Raw genomic sequence first — 15,086 nt, forward strand, 5'->3', positions numbered from 1 at the left:
CGTCGGCCGCTCCACCGGACGTTCCGCAGAGCGCTCCAGCACATGCAGGATCGTTTCCTCAACCGGTCGCCGCCATCGCCGCGGTACCGGCATCACCCCAAATCCACTCACACCCGCCCAACGGACCCCACCCGCCCCTGGACACGGCCGCGTCAACGGGCAACGCCCCCGTCAGCCACACGTACGGGTGGCCCGCACCCCCATCGGGCACGCACGAGAAGTCGGACGGGCCGACTTCTCGTGCACGCCCTAAGGCACATCCCACCTCAGCGCCGACGCCCCGCCGCCAGCAGCTCCGGCACGGTGGCCAGCTTCACCCGGGGCCGCCCCTCGGCCTCGCCCCGGGCGCGCTCCGCCCGTTCCACCGCCCGCAGCTCCTTGAGCCCGACGGCGTCCGGCCGCCGCGCGCGCACCAGCTTCCCGAAGTCCCGCCCGCTCCCCACCGGGGTGGACAGCGCCCGGGCCTCGGCGTCGTCCAGCAGCGCGTCGACGGTCTCCCGGGCGCAGGCCCGGTTGGCGCCGATCCCGCCGGACGGGCCGCGCTTGGCCCACCCGACCACGTACGCGCCGGGCAGCGGCCGTCCGCCGGCCGGGTCCACGACCCGCCCGCCCTCGTGCGCGACCGTCCCCGCCGCCTCGTCGAACGGCAGCCCGGGCACGGGCACGCCCCGATGCCCGATCGACCGCACGACCAGCCCCACCGCCAACGTCTCCCGCTCGCCCGTCGCCGCCACCGCATCATCACCCAGCGCCGTACGCTGCACCGTCACCCCGGCCACCCGCCCGTCCGCGCCCGCCACGAGCTCGACCGGCGCCGACAGGAACCGCAGCACGATCCGCCGCCCCTCCGCCGACTCCGCGTCCGCCCCCGCCCCCGCCCCGTACGGGACGAACCGCAGCCCCGCGAGCAGCGCCGCCCGCGAGCCGGGCGCGGCCGACTCGATCGCGGCCCGCACCTGCGGATGGTCCTCGACGACCAGTTCGACGCCCGGCAGTTCGCGCAGCGCCAGGAACTCCGCCCTCGTCCACGCCGCCTGCTCGGGCCCGCGCCGGGCCAGCAGGACGACCTCCCGCACCCGCCCGCCGCGCAGCGCCGCGAGCGCGTGGTCGGCGATGTCGGTGGCGGCGAGCCGGTCCGGGTCGGTGAGGAGGATCCGGGCGATGTCGACGGCGACGTTGCCGGTGCCGATCACCGCGACCCGTTCGACGTCGAGCCGCACGGCCCCGGCCGGGACGGTGGGTTCGGCGTTGTACCAGCGGACGAGGGTGGTGGCGGGCAGGCTGCCGGGCAGGTCCTCGCCGGGGATGTCCAGGCGCCGGTCTGCGGCGGCGCCGACCGCGTAGACGACGGCGTGATGGTGGGCGGCGAGTTCCTCGTGGGTCACGTCCGTGCCGACCTCGACGTTGAGGTGCATCCGCAGCCTCGGGTCGTGGAAGACGCTCGCGAAGCTCTCCGCGATCCGCTTGGTGGACTGGTGGTCGGGTGCGACGCCGTGGCGCAGCAGCCCGCCGGCGACGGGCAGCCGGTCGATCATGGTGATCTCGGCGCCGGTGGAGCGCAGCAGTTCCTGCGCGGTGTACCCGGCGGACGGCCCGGTGCCGACGATGGCCACCCGCAGCGGGCCCACGCCTCCCGGCAGGCTGCGCGGGAAGCTGGGCGCGCCCCAGGCGTGGTCGCTGGGATTGTCGCGGAACCAGTCGCGGTTGATGGGGCCGAACGCGGTGTCGGGCCCGCGCAGCCGGTCGACGGGGAAGATCGCGTCGACGGGGCAGGCGTCGGCGCAGGCGCCGCAGTCGATGCAGGCCACCGGGTCGATGTAGAGCATGTCGGTGGTGCCGAACTCCGGTTCGTCCGGGGTCGGGTGGATGCAGTTGACCGGGCAGACGGACACGCAGGAGGCGTCGTTGCAGCAGTTCCGGGTGATCGCGTAGGCCATGGCGGGGGTGGGGTCCTCGCTGTGATGAGTGAAGTGACGATCCGTCAGAGCATGTGCAAGCGGCGGTAGATGGCCGCCGATCGCCTGGTGAGCAGCCCGGTCTCGGCGAGGAAGGCCATCAGGTGCCGGGAGCTGGTGCGCATCATCGCCTTGCGGTGCTCGTTGGCCGCGGCCTCGGCGAGCGCCCGGTCGACGTCGAGGCCCGCGGCCCGGTAGACGCCGGGGTGGACCATGCTGGTGACGATGATGTACGCGCAGACGGCGATGCCCGCGGCGGCGTGGCGGCGGCGGGCGGGGCCGGCGTGGCGCATCCGTTCCCGGATCTCCTGCCGGGCGAACTTCATGTGCCGGGATTCCTCGACCACATGGATGCGGGAGGTGCCGCGCACGATGTCGAGGACGTTCTCGCCGCGCATCCAGTCGCGCTGCATGACGTCGAGCACCTCCTCGGCCACCAGGATGCCGCCGTAGGCGAGTTCGCCCCTGGCGAGGGACTTGAAGAGGCGCCCGGCCTGGGCGATGAGCCTGTTGGGCCGGTAGGCGGGGACGCCCATCTTCTCGCAGGCGCGGGCGAACATGATCGAGTGGCGGCACTCGTCGGCGATCTCGGTGAGCGCGAAGCGGAATTCGGCGCTGGCCGGGTCGTTGAGGTACTGGTCGCGCAGCACCATCTGCTGGAGGATCATCTCGAACCAGATGCCGGTGTTCATGATCGAGCAGACCTCGTGCCGGGTGAGCGTGACCCGCTGCTGCTCGCTCATCTCGTCCCAGAGCCGGGTGCCGTAGAGGGTGCTCCACTCCGGGTTCAGGCCGTGGTGTTCGGGCGGCAGGGGCGCGTCCCAGTCGATCTCGACCGAGGGGTCGTAGGAGAGGGTGGCGGCCGACTCGAGCAGCCGCTTCGAGACGTCGTCGTCCGCCGTGGTGTGCCGCTGCTCGTGCCGGCGGTCATTCCGGTGGGTCCCGCCCTGCCGGTCCTGCCGGTCCTGCCGGTCCCGCTGGTCCTGCCGGTCCCGCTGCCGCGCCACCGGGTCGGTGAGAGCCATGGCTGCCTCCTGGTGCCTGCTCCTGCGGATGCCCGCTCACCCGCTTATTAGACGGACAGTACAATAAGAGCGCCCGCCCGAGAACCCCCCGCGCGCGCCTACGAGGGGCCCTACGCCGGGGGCCCTACGCCGGGGGCCGCCGGGTGAACGCCGCCCGGTACGCGCTGGGCGTCAGGCCCGTGCGCCCCGCCAGGTGGCGCCGCAGCGAGTCGGGGGTGGCCAGGCCGCTGAGCCGGGCCACCTGCTCCATCGGCAGTTCCGTCGTCTCCAGCAACTCCTGCGCCCGGATGACCCGTTGGTGCAGCAGCCACTGCAACGGGCTCAGGCCCGTCTCCTCGTGGAAGCGCCGGGTCAGCGTCCGGACGCTGGTGGCCGCGTGCGCCGCCAACTCGCCCCGGGTGAGCGGCTCGTGGAGCCGGTCCAGGGCCCACGCCCGCGTCCCCGCCAGCGAGGTGCCGGACTCCGGCGGCAGCGGCGTGGCGATGAACTGTGCCTGCCCGCCCGGTCGTACGGGAGCCGCGACCACCAGCCGGGCGGTGGCGTTGGCCGTGGCGGCGCCGTAGTCGGAGCGCACCAGGTGCAGGCACAGGTCGATGCCCGCGGAGAGCCCGACGGAGCTCAGCAGGTTACCGTCCTCGACGTAGAGCACGTCCGGGCGCAGCCGCACCTCGGGGTAACGGGCGCTGAACTCCTCGGACTTGGCCCAGTACGTGGTCGCGCTGCGCCCGTCCAGCAGGCCCGCCCGGGCGAGCACGAACGCGCCGGTGCAGATCGAGGCGACGCGCTTGCCGCCCCCGGCCGCCCGGCGCAGCGCGGCGAGGACGGCGGGCTCGATCTCCTCGCGGGCGGCGGTGCCGGTCACGATCACGGTGTCGGCGTCCTCGACGGCCTCCAGCCCGTACGGGACGGTGACCACCATGCTGCTGCTCGTCGCGATCCGGCCGGGCCGGGCGGTGCAGATGCGCACCTCGTACCCGGGGCGGCCGTCGACGGCGGTGGCGCCGAGGACGAGTTCGGGGATGGACAGGTCGAAGGTGGTGGCGGGGGGAACGGCGACGACGACGCGGTGTGCGGCCGGCTGCGAGACGGACATGGCCCGAACCTCCGGATGTCTGGCATTCGGGCCACTACCCTACGGGTCCTCCGCCCCCGAAGCTGGAACGGCCAACCCCCCTCCACCACCCGGGAGTACACCCGTGTCCACGTACGTCGTCGTCGGCGCCGGAGCCACCGGAGCGGCCACCGCGCGCCTGCTCGCCGAGTCCGGGGAGCGCGTCCGCCTCCTCACCCGCCGGGGCTCCGGCCCCGACCACCCGGGGATCGAGCGGATGCCGCTGGACGCCACCGACACCGGCCGGCTGACCGAGGCCCTCCGAGGCGCGGACGTGCTGCTCAACTGCGCCATGCCCGCCTACGACCGCTGGCCGGCCGACTTCCCGCCACTGGCCGCCGCCCTGCTGACGGCGGCCGAACGCGCCTCGGCCGACTACGTGATGCTCGGCAACACCTACGGCTACGGGCCGGTCGAGGGGCCGGCCACCGAGGGCCTCCCGATGGCGCCGAGCAGCGTCAAGGGCACCGTCCGGGCCCGGATGTGGGAGGACGCGCTCGCCGCCCACCGGGCCGGACGGGTCCGGGTGACGGAGATCCGGGCGAGCGACTACCTCGGCGCGGGCGCCTACTCGCCGTTCACGATCATGGTCGGCGCCCAGGTCCTGGCCGGCGGCCCCGTCGCCTACCCGGGGGACCTGGACGCGCCGCACAGCTGGTCCTACACCGTCGACACCGCCCGCACCCTGATCGCCGCCGCCCGCGACGACCGCTCCTGGGGCCGGGCCTGGCACGTGCCGTCCACCTCCGAGGCCACCGTCCGCGAGCTCGCCGAGGAGCTGGCCCGCACGGCGGGGGCGCCCGCGCCGCGCCTCGGGCGGATGACCCGCGCGGAGCTGAAGGAGGTCGCGCGGACCGACTCGGTCATGGCGGAGTTCCCCGAGATGCTCTACCTCTACGACCGCCCGAACCTCCTCGACGCCTCCGAGACCGCCGCAGCCCTGGGCCTCGAACCGACGCCGCTCGACGTGGTCCTCAAGGAGATGGCCTCCGCCTGAGGCCGCCCCCTCACGCCCCGGCCGCCCGCCGCGCCCGCTCGCTCAGGTGCCGCCGCTCGGGGGCGCTGGACGTACGGGCGGCGGCGGCCCGGTACGCCTGTGCGACCACCGCAGGCTCCGCGCCCGCCTGTTCGAGCAGGTGGGCGCGGACGGCGAGGAGGCGGTGGTGGCGGGCCAGGCGCTTGTCCGCGGCCAGCGCCTCCGTGCCGTCCGCGCCTCCGCCGGCCCCGTCCAGCACCGCCAGACCCACCGCCGGCCCGTACACCTGCGCGAGGGCGACGACCCGATTGAGCGCCACCACCGGGTTGGCGTCGAAGGCGAGCAGCAGGTCGTACAGGACCAGGATCTGCGGCCAGTCCGTCTCCTCCGCGCTCGCCGCCTCGCTGTGCACCGCCGCGATGGCGGCCTGCACCTGGTACGGACCGACCGGCCCACCGGGCAGCACGGCGGCGATCAACTCCAGGCCCTCCTCCAGGAGTTCGCGCCGCCACAGCCGCCGGTCCTGCTCCGCCAGCGGCACCAGCTCGCCGTAGCGCCCGGTGCGGGCGGGCCGGCGGGCGTCGGTGAGCAGCATCAGGGCGAGCAGCCCGGCCGTCTCGGCGTCCTCGGGCACCAGGCGCAGCAGCAGCCGGGTGAGCCGGATCGCCTCGCCCGCGAGCCGGGGCGCGGTCAACTCCTCGCCGTCACTGGCCGTGTAGCCCTCGTTGAAGATCAGGTACAGCACCTGCCGGACCTCGCCCAGCCGCGCCGCCAGGGCCCCTTCCCCCTCCAGCGGCGCAAAGCCGCCACCCGCCGCGCGGATGCTCTGCTTGGCACGGCTGATGCGCTGCGCCATCGTCGGCTCGGGCACCAGGAAGGCGGCCGCGATCTGCGCGGTGGTCAGCCCGCCGACGGCGCGCAGGGTGAGCGCGATGCGGCTCGGCGCGGACAGCGTCGGGTGGCAGCAGAGGAACAGCAGCGCGAGCGAGTCGTCGGCGGCGCCCTCGTCGGGCCCGGAGTCGGCGGGCGGCGCGAGCAGCGCGGACTGCGGGGTGGCCGTGGCGAGCGCCTCCTCGCGGCGGCGGCGGGCGGAGTCGCTGCGCACCTGGTCGAGCAGCTTGCGGCTCGCGACCGTCACCAGCCAGCCGCGCGGGTTGTCCGGCAGGCCGTCCTCGGGCCAGTGCAGCGCGGCCGCCAGCAGGGCCTCCTGCACGGCGTCCTCGCACAGGTCGAAGTCCCCGTAGCGGCGCACCAGCACCCCGAGGGCCTGCGGCGCGAGGTCGCGCAGCAGCCCCTCGACGGCCGTTACTCCCCCGCCCCCGGTCACTCGCCCGCCGGCGACTCGTGCAGGATCGGCCACAGCTCCACGGGCTCGACGTCCGCGAACGGCATGTCCGCCGCGATCTGCTGGGCCCGCTCCAGGCTCTCGCAGTCCAGCAGGTAGAAGCTGGCCAGGTACTCCTTGGTCTCCAGGTACGGCCCGTCGGTGACGACCGGCGCGCCCTCCGCCCGCCGCACCAGCTGCGCCGCGGCGGCGTCGGCGAGCCCGTACGCGCCGATCAGCTCGCCGGTCTCGCGGTAGCGGGCGTTGAACGCCTCCTGCCGGGCGATCGCCTCCGGCCATGCCTCGGCCGGGAAGGAGTCCCACTTGGCCTGGTTGCCGTAGATCATCGCGACGTACTTCATTCCGGTTCTCCCGTTCCGCTGAGCGCGGCACACCCGGTCGGTGTGCCCTCATCCAGGAGACGGAGCCGACGGCGCCCCCTCGACACAGCGAACGACATTCTTCCGGAATCCCCTCCGACAGGAACTCCGAGAGGAACTCCGAAAGGGACTCCGCCAGGAACTCCGAAGATCATCCGCCCCCGCGCCGCCGGTCCCGCGCGTCGAACGCCGCCAGGGAGCGCGCGCCCGGCCCGAGGGCGCGCCGCAGCGCCTCCACCTCCGTACGGTCCAGCCCGCCCAGCGCCTCGGCGAGTTCGGCCGCCGCGTCCTCGGCGATCTCCGCCGCCACCGCCTCCAGCGGCGTGCGCGGCCCCAGCTTGCCGACCGCCCCCGCCGCCCGGGCCGGGGTGAGCAGCGCCGAGGCCCGGGCGAGCAGCCACCCGGGCACCCCGGCCGCGCCCTCGGGCGGGACGAGGTACGGGCGGGCGCCGTCGTAGCGCTCGTCCTCGGCGAAGGCCCGCTGCTTCACCTTGAGCACCGGCCGCGCCTTCGCCCCCGGCGCGCCGCTCTCCCACCACTCCCCGGCGGGCTTCAGGACGTACCCCTCGGCCAGGTTGTCGGCCGGCTCGGCCAGCCCGGGCAGCTCAGCCAACCCGGGCAGCTCAGCCAGCCCGGGCAGCCCGAACAGCGCCGGCACCCTGCTCGGGTACGCCACCGGCAGCTGCTGCAGCACGCCGAGCGGCCCGCGGCCGAGCAGCGGCACGCAGACCAGCCCGGCCGCGTCCGCGGCGCCACGCAGCGCCCGGTCCGCGACCCAGCGCCGCCCCTCGCCCGTCTCCACGGTGGCGTCGAACGGCAGCCAGCGCAGCCCCGGCGCGTACCAGACGCCCGTCTGCACCGGCTCCACCCCGGCCTCGGCGGGCACCTGCGGATGCGGGTACCGCCCACCGGCCAGCTCCCCGTAGACCGTCACCACCCCGCCGCCTTCCCCCCGCAGTACGGAGGCCAACCGCGCTGCCGCCACGGCGAGTTCGGGCCAGATCCGGCTCACGCCGAAGAAGGCGTCCAGCCCCTCGTCCCCCAGCAGCTCCCGCCGCTTGGCCGCCCGCACGGCGCCGTCCGCCGCGCAGACCACCGCGAAGTGCGCGCCGTGCACCTTCTCGGCGGCGGTCCACTCCCGGCTGCCGGGCGCGTCGGGGCGCCCCTTCGCGGGGATCTTGGGGTACGGGGCGAGGCTCTCGTCAGCGGACACCCGCCGATCCTCGCCGGATCGCCCGCCCTCGGGCAAAGGGGTATTCACCGCAGGACGGGCCCTACGGCGCGTCGATCGAGCGCAGGTACGCGAGCACCGCCCGTACCCGCCGGTGGCCGCCGTCCGAGGCGGGCAGGCCGAGCTTGGCGAAGATGTTCCCGATGTGCTTGTTCACCGAGGTCTCGGCGATGAACAGCAGCCCGCCGATCGCGCCGTTGCCGTGCCCCTCCGCCATCAGGGCGAGCACCTCGCGTTCGCGTGAACTCAACGCTGCCAGAGGGTCGTTGTGCACCCGGCGCACCATCAGCTGGGAGATCACCTCCGGGTCCATCGCGACGCCGCCGGCCGCCACCCGCTCCAGCGCGTCCAGGAACTCCTCCACCCGGCCGACCCGGTCCTTGAGCAGGTAACCGACCCCGGAGGCGCCGTCGGCCAACAGCCGGGCGGCGTAGGCGTGTTCGACGTACTGGGACAGCATCAGCACCGGCAGCCCGGGCAGCCGCTCCCGGGCGGCGACCGCGGCCCGCAGCCCCTCGTCCCGGAAGCCCGGGGGCAGCCGGACGTCCAGGACGGCCGCGTCCGGGCGGTGCCTCAGCAGGGCGGGCAGCACCTCGCCGCCGTCCTCGACGGCCTCGCACACCTCATGGCCGCCAGCGGTGAGCAGCAGCGAAATGCCCTCCCGCAGCAGGGCGTTGTCCTCGGCGATCACGATCCGCACGGCAGCTCCACTCTCAACTCGGTCGGCCCTCCGGGCGGACTGTCCAGCTCGGTGACGCCGTCGAACGCGGCGACGCGGCGCTCGATGCCGCGGATCCCGCTGCCGGCCCCGGGCACGGCGCCTCCCCGCCCGTCGTCCCGCACGGCGAGGTGGATCGCCCGCGCGGTGATGCGCAGGTGCACCCGGCCGTGCTCGGCGCCGCTGTGCTTGGCGGTGTTGGTGAGCGCCTCGGAGAGGACGAAGTACGCGGCGGCCTCCACCGCGACGGGGGCCCGCACCCCGACCGTCCCGTCCTCGACGTCCAGTTCGGTGGGAATCTGGCAGGCCGCGACCAGCGAGCGGGCCGCCTCCGCGAGGCCGTGGTCGAGCAGCACCGGCGGGTAGATCGAGCGCACCGCCTCGCGCAGGGAGCGCACCGCCTGCTCGGTCACCTCGCGGGTGCGCTCCAGCATGGCGAGGGCCTCGGGCAGCTGGTCCGGCCCGGCCTCCAGCGCCCGCTGCACCAGGGCCAGCCGCAGCGACACCGACACCATCCCGGCCTGCGCGCCGTCGTGCAAGTCCCGTTCGATGCGCCGAAGTTCGGCGGCGTGCGCCTCCAGCGCCTCGGCCCGGGTGACGGTCAGCTCCTGCACCCGCGCGGCCAGCGACACCCGTCGGCGGCGCGGCCGCAGCAGTGCCCGGGCGGCCAGCGCGTGCAGCTGCGCGCACCAGGGCAGCAGCCACCCGGCGAGCACGGCGTACGCGAGACCGAGGGCGAAGGCCGCCGACACGGCCCACCAGGAGTCGATCTCCCAACTCAACAGCTGCGGGGGCCGGGGCACCGCCTGCCACCACAGCGGGACGGTCAGCCAACTCGCCGCGCCCGCGCACAGCATCAGCGACAGCGCGGCGCCGAGGACGCCGAGCAGCCCGTGGACGGGCAGCCAGAGCAGGTCGGCATAGGTGGCGCGGTCGGTCAGCATCGCCTGGGCGCGGGCCAGGGGCCTGCCCTCGGCGGGCCGGTGGTCGGAGGGGATCTCGCAGTCCAACCACCGCCCGGCCCAACGCCGTTGGGCGTCGGCGGCGCGCCGGAGACGGCTCAGCGCGGGCGGCAGCAGGTACAGCCCGGGGCCGATCAGGCTCAGCACGGCCACGGCGAGCAGCACGTACACCCCGGCGAGGGCCACCAGCCCCGTCCCACCGGCCACGAGCACGTACCGCAGCGCGGCCGCGAACCGCCGCCCGAACCCCCGCAGGCCGTCCACCCCCGGCACCCCGCGTCGAACCGCCACTCCGCCTCCCCCACTCCGCCTCCCCCGGCCCGGCCTCGCCCGGTGGCCGACGCTACCAACCTCCGCAGCCGGAAGGCCAAGACAGGCCCTACCGCCCCCGAACCGCCCTCCCGAGCTGCCCGACCAGCAGTTCCTCCGCCTCCCCCGCCCCGAGCCGCCCCACCAGCACCTGCGCCGTGAGCCCGTCCGCGAGGGCGAGCAGCGTACGGGCCTCGCGGCGCGGGTCGGCGGCCCCGGCCTCGGCGAGGAGACGGTGCAGCACCTGCTCGAACTCCTCGTACCCGGCGCGCAGCACCTCCGCCAGCGCCGGATCGACGGCCGCCTGGGCGAGGAAGGCGAGCCAGATCCGCGCCTCGGCGCGGTGCTCCTCGCGCAGCAGCGCCACCTCGGTGACGGCGTGGGCGAGGGCGCCCTCGGCGGGCCGGGCGCGGACGCGGCCGGTGATCCGCGCGCCGATGTGGGCGAGGGCGAAGCGCAGCATCTCCTCCTTGGTGCGGAAACAGCGCTGGACGGCGCCCATCGACACCTCGGCGCGGGCGGCCACGTCCCGCAGGGTGGCTCCTTCGAGCCCGCGTTCGTCGATGAGGGCGCAGACGGCCTCGGCGATCCGCCGCCGCCGCTCCTCGTGGTCGACCTGTCTGGGCATCGGAGCACTCCCTCCTCGATCTCATCGATTATTCCGATGCAAGTGTATCGGTTCCTCGGCTACGGTTCCGATGCAAGCGCATCACCATCAGGAGAACCACCGACAGGAAAGGGCCCGGCCGTGCTCCTCTGGAAACTGCCCGCCGCCGCACTCGCCGCCGCCGTCCGCACCGGGGAGGTGTCCGCCCGCGAGGTCGTCGACGCCCACCTCGACCGGATCGCCGAGGTGAACCCGCAGGTCAACGCCGTCACCCAGCTCCTCGCCGACCGGTCCCGCACCGCCGCCGAGGACATCGACCGGCGCCGCGCGGCGGGCGAGACTCTGGGCCCGCTGGCCGGAGTGCCCTTCACCGTCAAGGAGTCCACCCCGATCGAGGGCGTGCCCACCACCTTCGGCCTGCGCCGCTTCTCCGCGCTCACCGCACGCGCCGACGCCGTCCCCGTCGCCCGGCTGCGCGCCGCCGGGGCGATCCCGATCGGCCACAGCAACCTGCCGACCCTGATCGTCTCCGGCATGCACACCCGCAGCGAGCTCTACGGCGACACCCGCAACCCCTGGGACGCCACCCGCACCCCCGGCGGCACCAGCGGCGGGGACGGCGCGGCCGTCGCCGCGGGCCTGGCGCCGCTCGGGCTCGGCAACGACTCCGGCGGCTCCGTACGCATCCCGGCCTCCTTCTGCGGCGTCGCCGCCCTCAAGCCGACCACCGGCCGCTTCCCCGCCGACCAGCGCGTCATCGGCCCGGAGGACCCGGGGCTCGCCTCCCAACTCCTCGTCGTGGACGGCCCGCTGGCCCGTACGGCCGGAGACCTGCGGCTCGCCTACGAGACCCTGGCGGGCCCGGACCCGCGCGACCCGCGCGCCCTCCCGGTGCCGCTGTACGGCCCGGCGCCGGAGCGGCCCGTCCGCGTCGCCCTGGTCGCCGACCCGGGCGGGCACGGCGTCCACCCCACCGTCCGCGCCGCGCTCGAACGGGCCGCCGGGGCCCTGCGCGACGCCGGCCACGAGGTGCGCGAACTCACGGACCTGCCCCGCTTCGACGAGGCGACGGAGTACTACCACGGCCTCCCCGTCACCGAGTTCGCCCCGACCTGGCCCGCCGTGCGCGAGCTGCTCGGCGAGGCGGCCTCCCGCTACATCGACTTCACCATGCGCCGCACCCCGCCGATGGACGCGGCCGGGCTGATGCGGATGACGAGCGCCACGGCGGGCATCCGCCGCGAGTGGGCCGCCCTCATGCAGGAGTACCCGCTGATCCTCGGCCCGGTCTTCACGGAGCCCCCGGTCGAGCCCGGCCTGGAGTCCCGCTCCCAGGAGGGCCGCGACCGCGTGGCCGAGGCCATGCGCCTGTGCAGCGTGACCACCCTGCTCGGCCTCCCGGCGGTCGCCGTCCCGACGGGCGTCGCGGAGGACGGCCTGCCGGTCGGCGTGCAGCTCGTCGGCACCGCCTTCCGCGAGGACCTCTGCCTCGCGGCGGCGCAGTCGGTGGAGGACCGCCTCGGCACCTTCACGCCCGTCGACCCGCGCTGAACAGCCCCTGTCCGCCGGGTGGAAATCGCGCCACACGTTGTCTTCGAAGGCCCTGTTCCGCTTCGGTCCGTACACGGCAGGCTGACGGGCATGCAGACAGAGATCCTTGAGCAGGAGGGCTACACCTCCTCCTTCGTCGACGACGCCCCGGCCCGTCAGCTGTTCCCCGGCATCGAGCTGCGCACCCTGTGGCAGGGGGCGGGCGGCTCCTCGGCGCACGTGGTGAGGCTGGAGGCGGGCTCCACCTGGGAGGGGCGCGACGTCCACGAGCCCGGCCCGGAGGAGGTCTACGTGGTGTCCGGCACCTTCAACGACGGGGCCCGCGACTACCCCGCCGGAACGTTCCTGCACGCCCCGGCCGGATCCTGGCACGTGCCGTCCAGCAGCACCGGCTGCACCCTGTTCGTCTTCTACCCCGAGGGCTGACCGCCCGCCACCCGTTGCAGGGCCGTTTCACAGCGAGTGGCGGGCGCCACAGCCACGGCCTCCCGTTCGTGATCGAATCAGCCGATGCGCCGACCTTCACGCCCCCGACGCCCGCTCACCGCCGCCACGGTGGCGGTCGCGGCCGCCACCGCCACCGCCCTCCTGGCGGGCTGCGGCACCGTCCGGGCCGGAGGCGCCGGAAGTGCCGGAGGCAGCGCCGGAGGTAGCGCCGGTGCCGAGGTCGAGCCCACCTCGACGGCCGGCGGCCCCTCCTGCACACCGGCCACCCCCGCGGCCACCGGCGGCATCCGGTTCACCCTCGGCGGCCCGGGCTGCACCACGTACGAGGTGACCAACCAGGGCACCGAACCCGCCGACGTCACCGTGCTGCTCAACCGCGTCACCGCCACCGGCGAGGCCCTGTCGAGCCTGCCCCACACCGTGACCGCCCTCGCCCCCGGCGCCACCGACCGCGGCCGCCTCGACCTCGGCACCGCCGGCCCCGGCGGCACCCCCGCCCGCCTGAAGGTCGCCACCGTCCGCAGCGTCCCCACCGCCGAGGCCCCGAAGCCCACCGGCGACTGCCCCGCGTCCGGCCTGCGCCTGTACGCGGACCAGGGCGATTCCGCGATGGGCCTGCGCGCGGTCGGCCTGCTGCTGCACAACTGCGGCACCACCCCCGTGACCCTCGACGGCTACCCCCAGCTCCAGCTCCTCGACCTGGAGCACCAGCCCGTCGACGGCGTCCGCCTCCTCTCCGGCGGCGCCGAGATCGCCACCGGCACCGGCGCCGACGCCCCGCCGAAACGATTCATCCTGCGCCCGGGCGAACGCGCCCAGTCCACTCTCGTCTGGCGCAACACCACCCAGGACGGCACCCCGGTCAACGCCCCCTACGCCCGCGTCCGCGCCACCCCGGCCTCCGCCCCCGTCATGGTCACCCCCGAGTTCGACCTCGGCACCACCGGCCGCCTCGGCATCGGCGCCTGGCAGCGGCAGGCGGACACCCCCGCAAACCCGCCCAGGCCCCCGGCGAGCTAAGCCCTCCAGCCCCGGAACTACGGATGTAGTGCCACTACTCGCGTAGTGGCACTACATCCGTAGTGACCCGTTCGGCCTAACCCTCCCCCGCCCAGGGCCCCAGCTTCGCCGGATTCCGCACCACCCAGATCCGACTCACCCGCCCGTCCGCCACGTCGAACGCCGCCACCGTCACCACGACCCCGTCCCGCAGCGCCACCAGCCCCGGCAGTCCGTTGACCGGCCGCTCCACCAGCTCCAGCCCGGGCGCCATGTCCGCGATCGCCACCATGTACTGGGCGATCCGCGCCCCGCCCTCGACCGGCCGCAGCACGGCGCCGACCATCCCGCCGCCGTCGGCCGTCATCACGGCCGCCGGGTCCAGGACGGCGACGAGCGCCGCGACGTCCCCGCCCTCCCAGGCCGTCTTCACCCGCCGCACGAGCTCCGCCCGCCCGTCCACGGCCACCGACGCCCCCTTGGCCACCGACGCCCCCTCGGCGGCCGACACCCGCCGCCTCGCCGAGGACGCCAGCTGCTTGCAGGCCGCCGCCGTACGCCCGAGGACCTCGGCGATCTCCGCGAACGGGTACCGGAACACGTCGTGCAGCACGAACGCCACCCGCTCCGCCGGCGTCATCGTCTCCAGCACGACGAGGAACGCCATCCCCACCGACTCGTCCAGCACCACCGCGTCGGCCACGTCCCCGACGCACCCCGGCAGCGGCTCCGGCAGCCACGCCCCGACGTACCGCTCCCGCCGCACCCGCGCCGAGCCGAGCACGTCCAGGCAGATCCGCCCGGTCACCGTCGTCAGCCACGCCCCCGGCGAGGCGATCTCCTCCCGCCGAGCCCCGGGCAGCGCGTACCACCGCGCGTACGCCTCCTGCACCGCGTCCTCGGCCTCGACCAGCGATCCGAGCAGGCGGTACCCGATGTTGATCAGCCGGCCCCGCTCACCGGCTATCCGGCCGTCGACAGCCTCCACACCCAACCGCCTTACCTTTCGCGGGCCCGCTTCGTCGAAAGATCGAGAGAGCCCGACCCTACCGACCCGGAAGAGGACCCGACATGGCCACCACCACCCCCGCGACGCGCAGCGCCTTCCCCTTCCTCCGCCTCGCCATCGCCCTCCAGACCCTCACGATCTTCACCCAGGCCGTCTCCGCGGGCCTGCTCCTGACGACCCACTACGGCGAGACCCTCCACAGCGCCGGGGCCCGCGTGATGTACGCCGCCTCCATGCTCTACCTCCTGGCGGCCGTGCTCGCCTGGAAGCCGGGCGGCGGCCCGCTGCGCCCGGTCTGGCACGCGACGGGCTTCCTGGTGCTCGCCTCCGTGCAGGTGGTGCTGGGCATCGCGCACGTCCCGTCGGTCCACCTCCCCCTGGGCGTCCTGATGTTCGGCCTGAGCGTCCTCGCGCTCGCGGGCACCCAGCGGAGGTAGGCCGCAACGGTGACGGCGCGAACCCGCCAGCCGTCCCCCCGTCCG

Annotated in this window: 15 protein-coding genes; 5 read left to right on the plus strand and 10 right to left on the minus strand. The window is 75.1% G+C overall.

Annotated features, from left to right (window positions below; all coding sequences use genetic code 11):
* Window positions 1–266 precede the first annotated feature (266 nt).
* The 3 genes from ACIBCA_RS30550 to ACIBCA_RS30560 form a co-directional block, all read right to left on the minus strand.
* Window positions 267–1,937, minus strand: a complete 1,671-nt coding sequence (locus tag ACIBCA_RS30550; RefSeq protein WP_396286268.1) for an FAD-dependent oxidoreductase — start codon at window positions 1,935–1,937, stop codon at window positions 267–269.
* A 44-nt stretch (window positions 1,938–1,981) separates the two neighbouring features.
* Window positions 1,982–2,980, minus strand: coding sequence for a diiron oxygenase (locus ACIBCA_RS30555; RefSeq protein ID WP_396286269.1), 999 nt, complete (start codon window positions 2,978–2,980; stop codon window positions 1,982–1,984).
* Window positions 2,981–3,104: 124 nt separating this feature from the next.
* Complete coding sequence (locus ACIBCA_RS30560; protein WP_396286270.1) at window positions 3,105–4,073, minus strand: GlxA family transcriptional regulator; 969 nt, start codon at window positions 4,071–4,073, stop codon at window positions 3,105–3,107.
* 103 nt (window positions 4,074–4,176) lie between these two features.
* Between ACIBCA_RS30560 and ACIBCA_RS30565 the strand changes: the two genes are divergently transcribed.
* Window positions 4,177–5,088 carry an NAD-dependent epimerase/dehydratase family protein gene (locus tag ACIBCA_RS30565; RefSeq protein ID WP_396286271.1) on the plus strand — a complete coding sequence of 304 codons (912 nt, stop codon included), beginning with the start codon at window positions 4,177–4,179 and terminating at the stop codon, window positions 5,086–5,088.
* A 10-nt stretch (window positions 5,089–5,098) separates the two neighbouring features.
* Here ACIBCA_RS30565 and ACIBCA_RS30570 read toward each other — a convergent pair whose 3' ends face one another.
* From ACIBCA_RS30570 to ACIBCA_RS30595, 6 genes are all read right to left on the minus strand, one after another.
* The gene (locus tag ACIBCA_RS30570) at window positions 5,099–6,394 is read right to left on the minus strand and encodes an RNA polymerase sigma factor (protein ID WP_396286272.1); all 1,296 of its coding nucleotides are present in this window, start codon (window positions 6,392–6,394) and stop codon (window positions 5,099–5,101) included.
* Entirely contained in the window at window positions 6,391–6,753 is a 363-nt protein-coding gene (locus ACIBCA_RS30575; protein WP_396286273.1) for a YciI family protein, read from the minus strand. Before ACIBCA_RS30575 ends, ACIBCA_RS30570 begins: the two co-directional genes overlap by 4 nt.
* A 169-nt stretch (window positions 6,754–6,922) precedes the next feature.
* Window positions 6,923–7,984 (minus strand): RNA ligase family protein, encoded by a 1,062-nt coding sequence (locus tag ACIBCA_RS30580; RefSeq protein WP_396286274.1) that lies wholly within the window; start codon window positions 7,982–7,984, stop codon window positions 6,923–6,925.
* Window positions 7,985–8,045: 61 nt separating this feature from the next.
* Window positions 8,046–8,702, minus strand: coding sequence for a LuxR C-terminal-related transcriptional regulator (locus tag ACIBCA_RS30585; RefSeq protein ID WP_396286275.1), 657 nt, complete (start codon window positions 8,700–8,702; stop codon window positions 8,046–8,048).
* Window positions 8,690–9,973 carry a sensor histidine kinase gene (locus tag ACIBCA_RS30590; protein ID WP_396286276.1) on the minus strand — a complete coding sequence of 428 codons (1,284 nt, stop codon included), beginning with the start codon at window positions 9,971–9,973 and terminating at the stop codon, window positions 8,690–8,692. The genes ACIBCA_RS30585 and ACIBCA_RS30590 overlap by 13 nt, the downstream gene beginning before the upstream one ends.
* 88 nt (window positions 9,974–10,061) lie before the next feature.
* Window positions 10,062–10,619: a TetR/AcrR family transcriptional regulator gene (locus tag ACIBCA_RS30595; RefSeq protein ID WP_396286277.1), complete on the minus strand. Its 558-nt coding sequence runs from the start codon at window positions 10,617–10,619 to the stop codon at window positions 10,062–10,064.
* Between the two features lie 120 nt (window positions 10,620–10,739).
* Between ACIBCA_RS30595 and ACIBCA_RS30600 the strand changes: the two genes are divergently transcribed.
* The 3 genes from ACIBCA_RS30600 (at window position 10,740) to ACIBCA_RS30610 (ending at window position 13,616) form a co-directional block, all read left to right on the plus strand.
* A complete protein-coding gene (locus ACIBCA_RS30600) occupies window positions 10,740–12,149 on the plus strand; it encodes an amidase (RefSeq protein WP_396286278.1) in 1,410 nt (469 codons plus the stop codon).
* Between the two features lie 90 nt (window positions 12,150–12,239).
* Complete coding sequence (locus tag ACIBCA_RS30605; RefSeq protein WP_396286279.1) at window positions 12,240–12,575, plus strand: cupin domain-containing protein; 336 nt, start codon at window positions 12,240–12,242, stop codon at window positions 12,573–12,575.
* 84 nt (window positions 12,576–12,659) lie between these two features.
* Window positions 12,660–13,616, plus strand: a complete 957-nt coding sequence (locus ACIBCA_RS30610) for a DUF4232 domain-containing protein (RefSeq protein ID WP_396286280.1) — start codon at window positions 12,660–12,662, stop codon at window positions 13,614–13,616.
* Window positions 13,617–13,692: 76 nt separating this feature from the next.
* Here the strand turns inward: ACIBCA_RS30610 and sigJ are convergent, their stop codons facing one another.
* Window positions 13,693–14,589: an RNA polymerase sigma factor SigJ gene (gene sigJ / locus ACIBCA_RS30615; protein ID WP_396286281.1), complete on the minus strand. Its 897-nt coding sequence runs from the start codon at window positions 14,587–14,589 to the stop codon at window positions 13,693–13,695.
* Between the two features lie 77 nt (window positions 14,590–14,666).
* Between sigJ and ACIBCA_RS30620 the strand changes: the two genes are divergently transcribed.
* On the plus strand, window positions 14,667–15,041 hold the full coding sequence (locus ACIBCA_RS30620; protein WP_396286282.1) for a hypothetical protein: 375 nt from the start codon (window positions 14,667–14,669) through the stop codon (window positions 15,039–15,041).
* Window positions 15,042–15,086 lie beyond the last annotated feature (45 nt).

The organism is Kitasatospora sp. NPDC051170, assembly GCF_044455705.1.
GTDB lineage: Bacteria > Actinomycetota > Actinomycetes > Streptomycetales > Streptomycetaceae > Kitasatospora.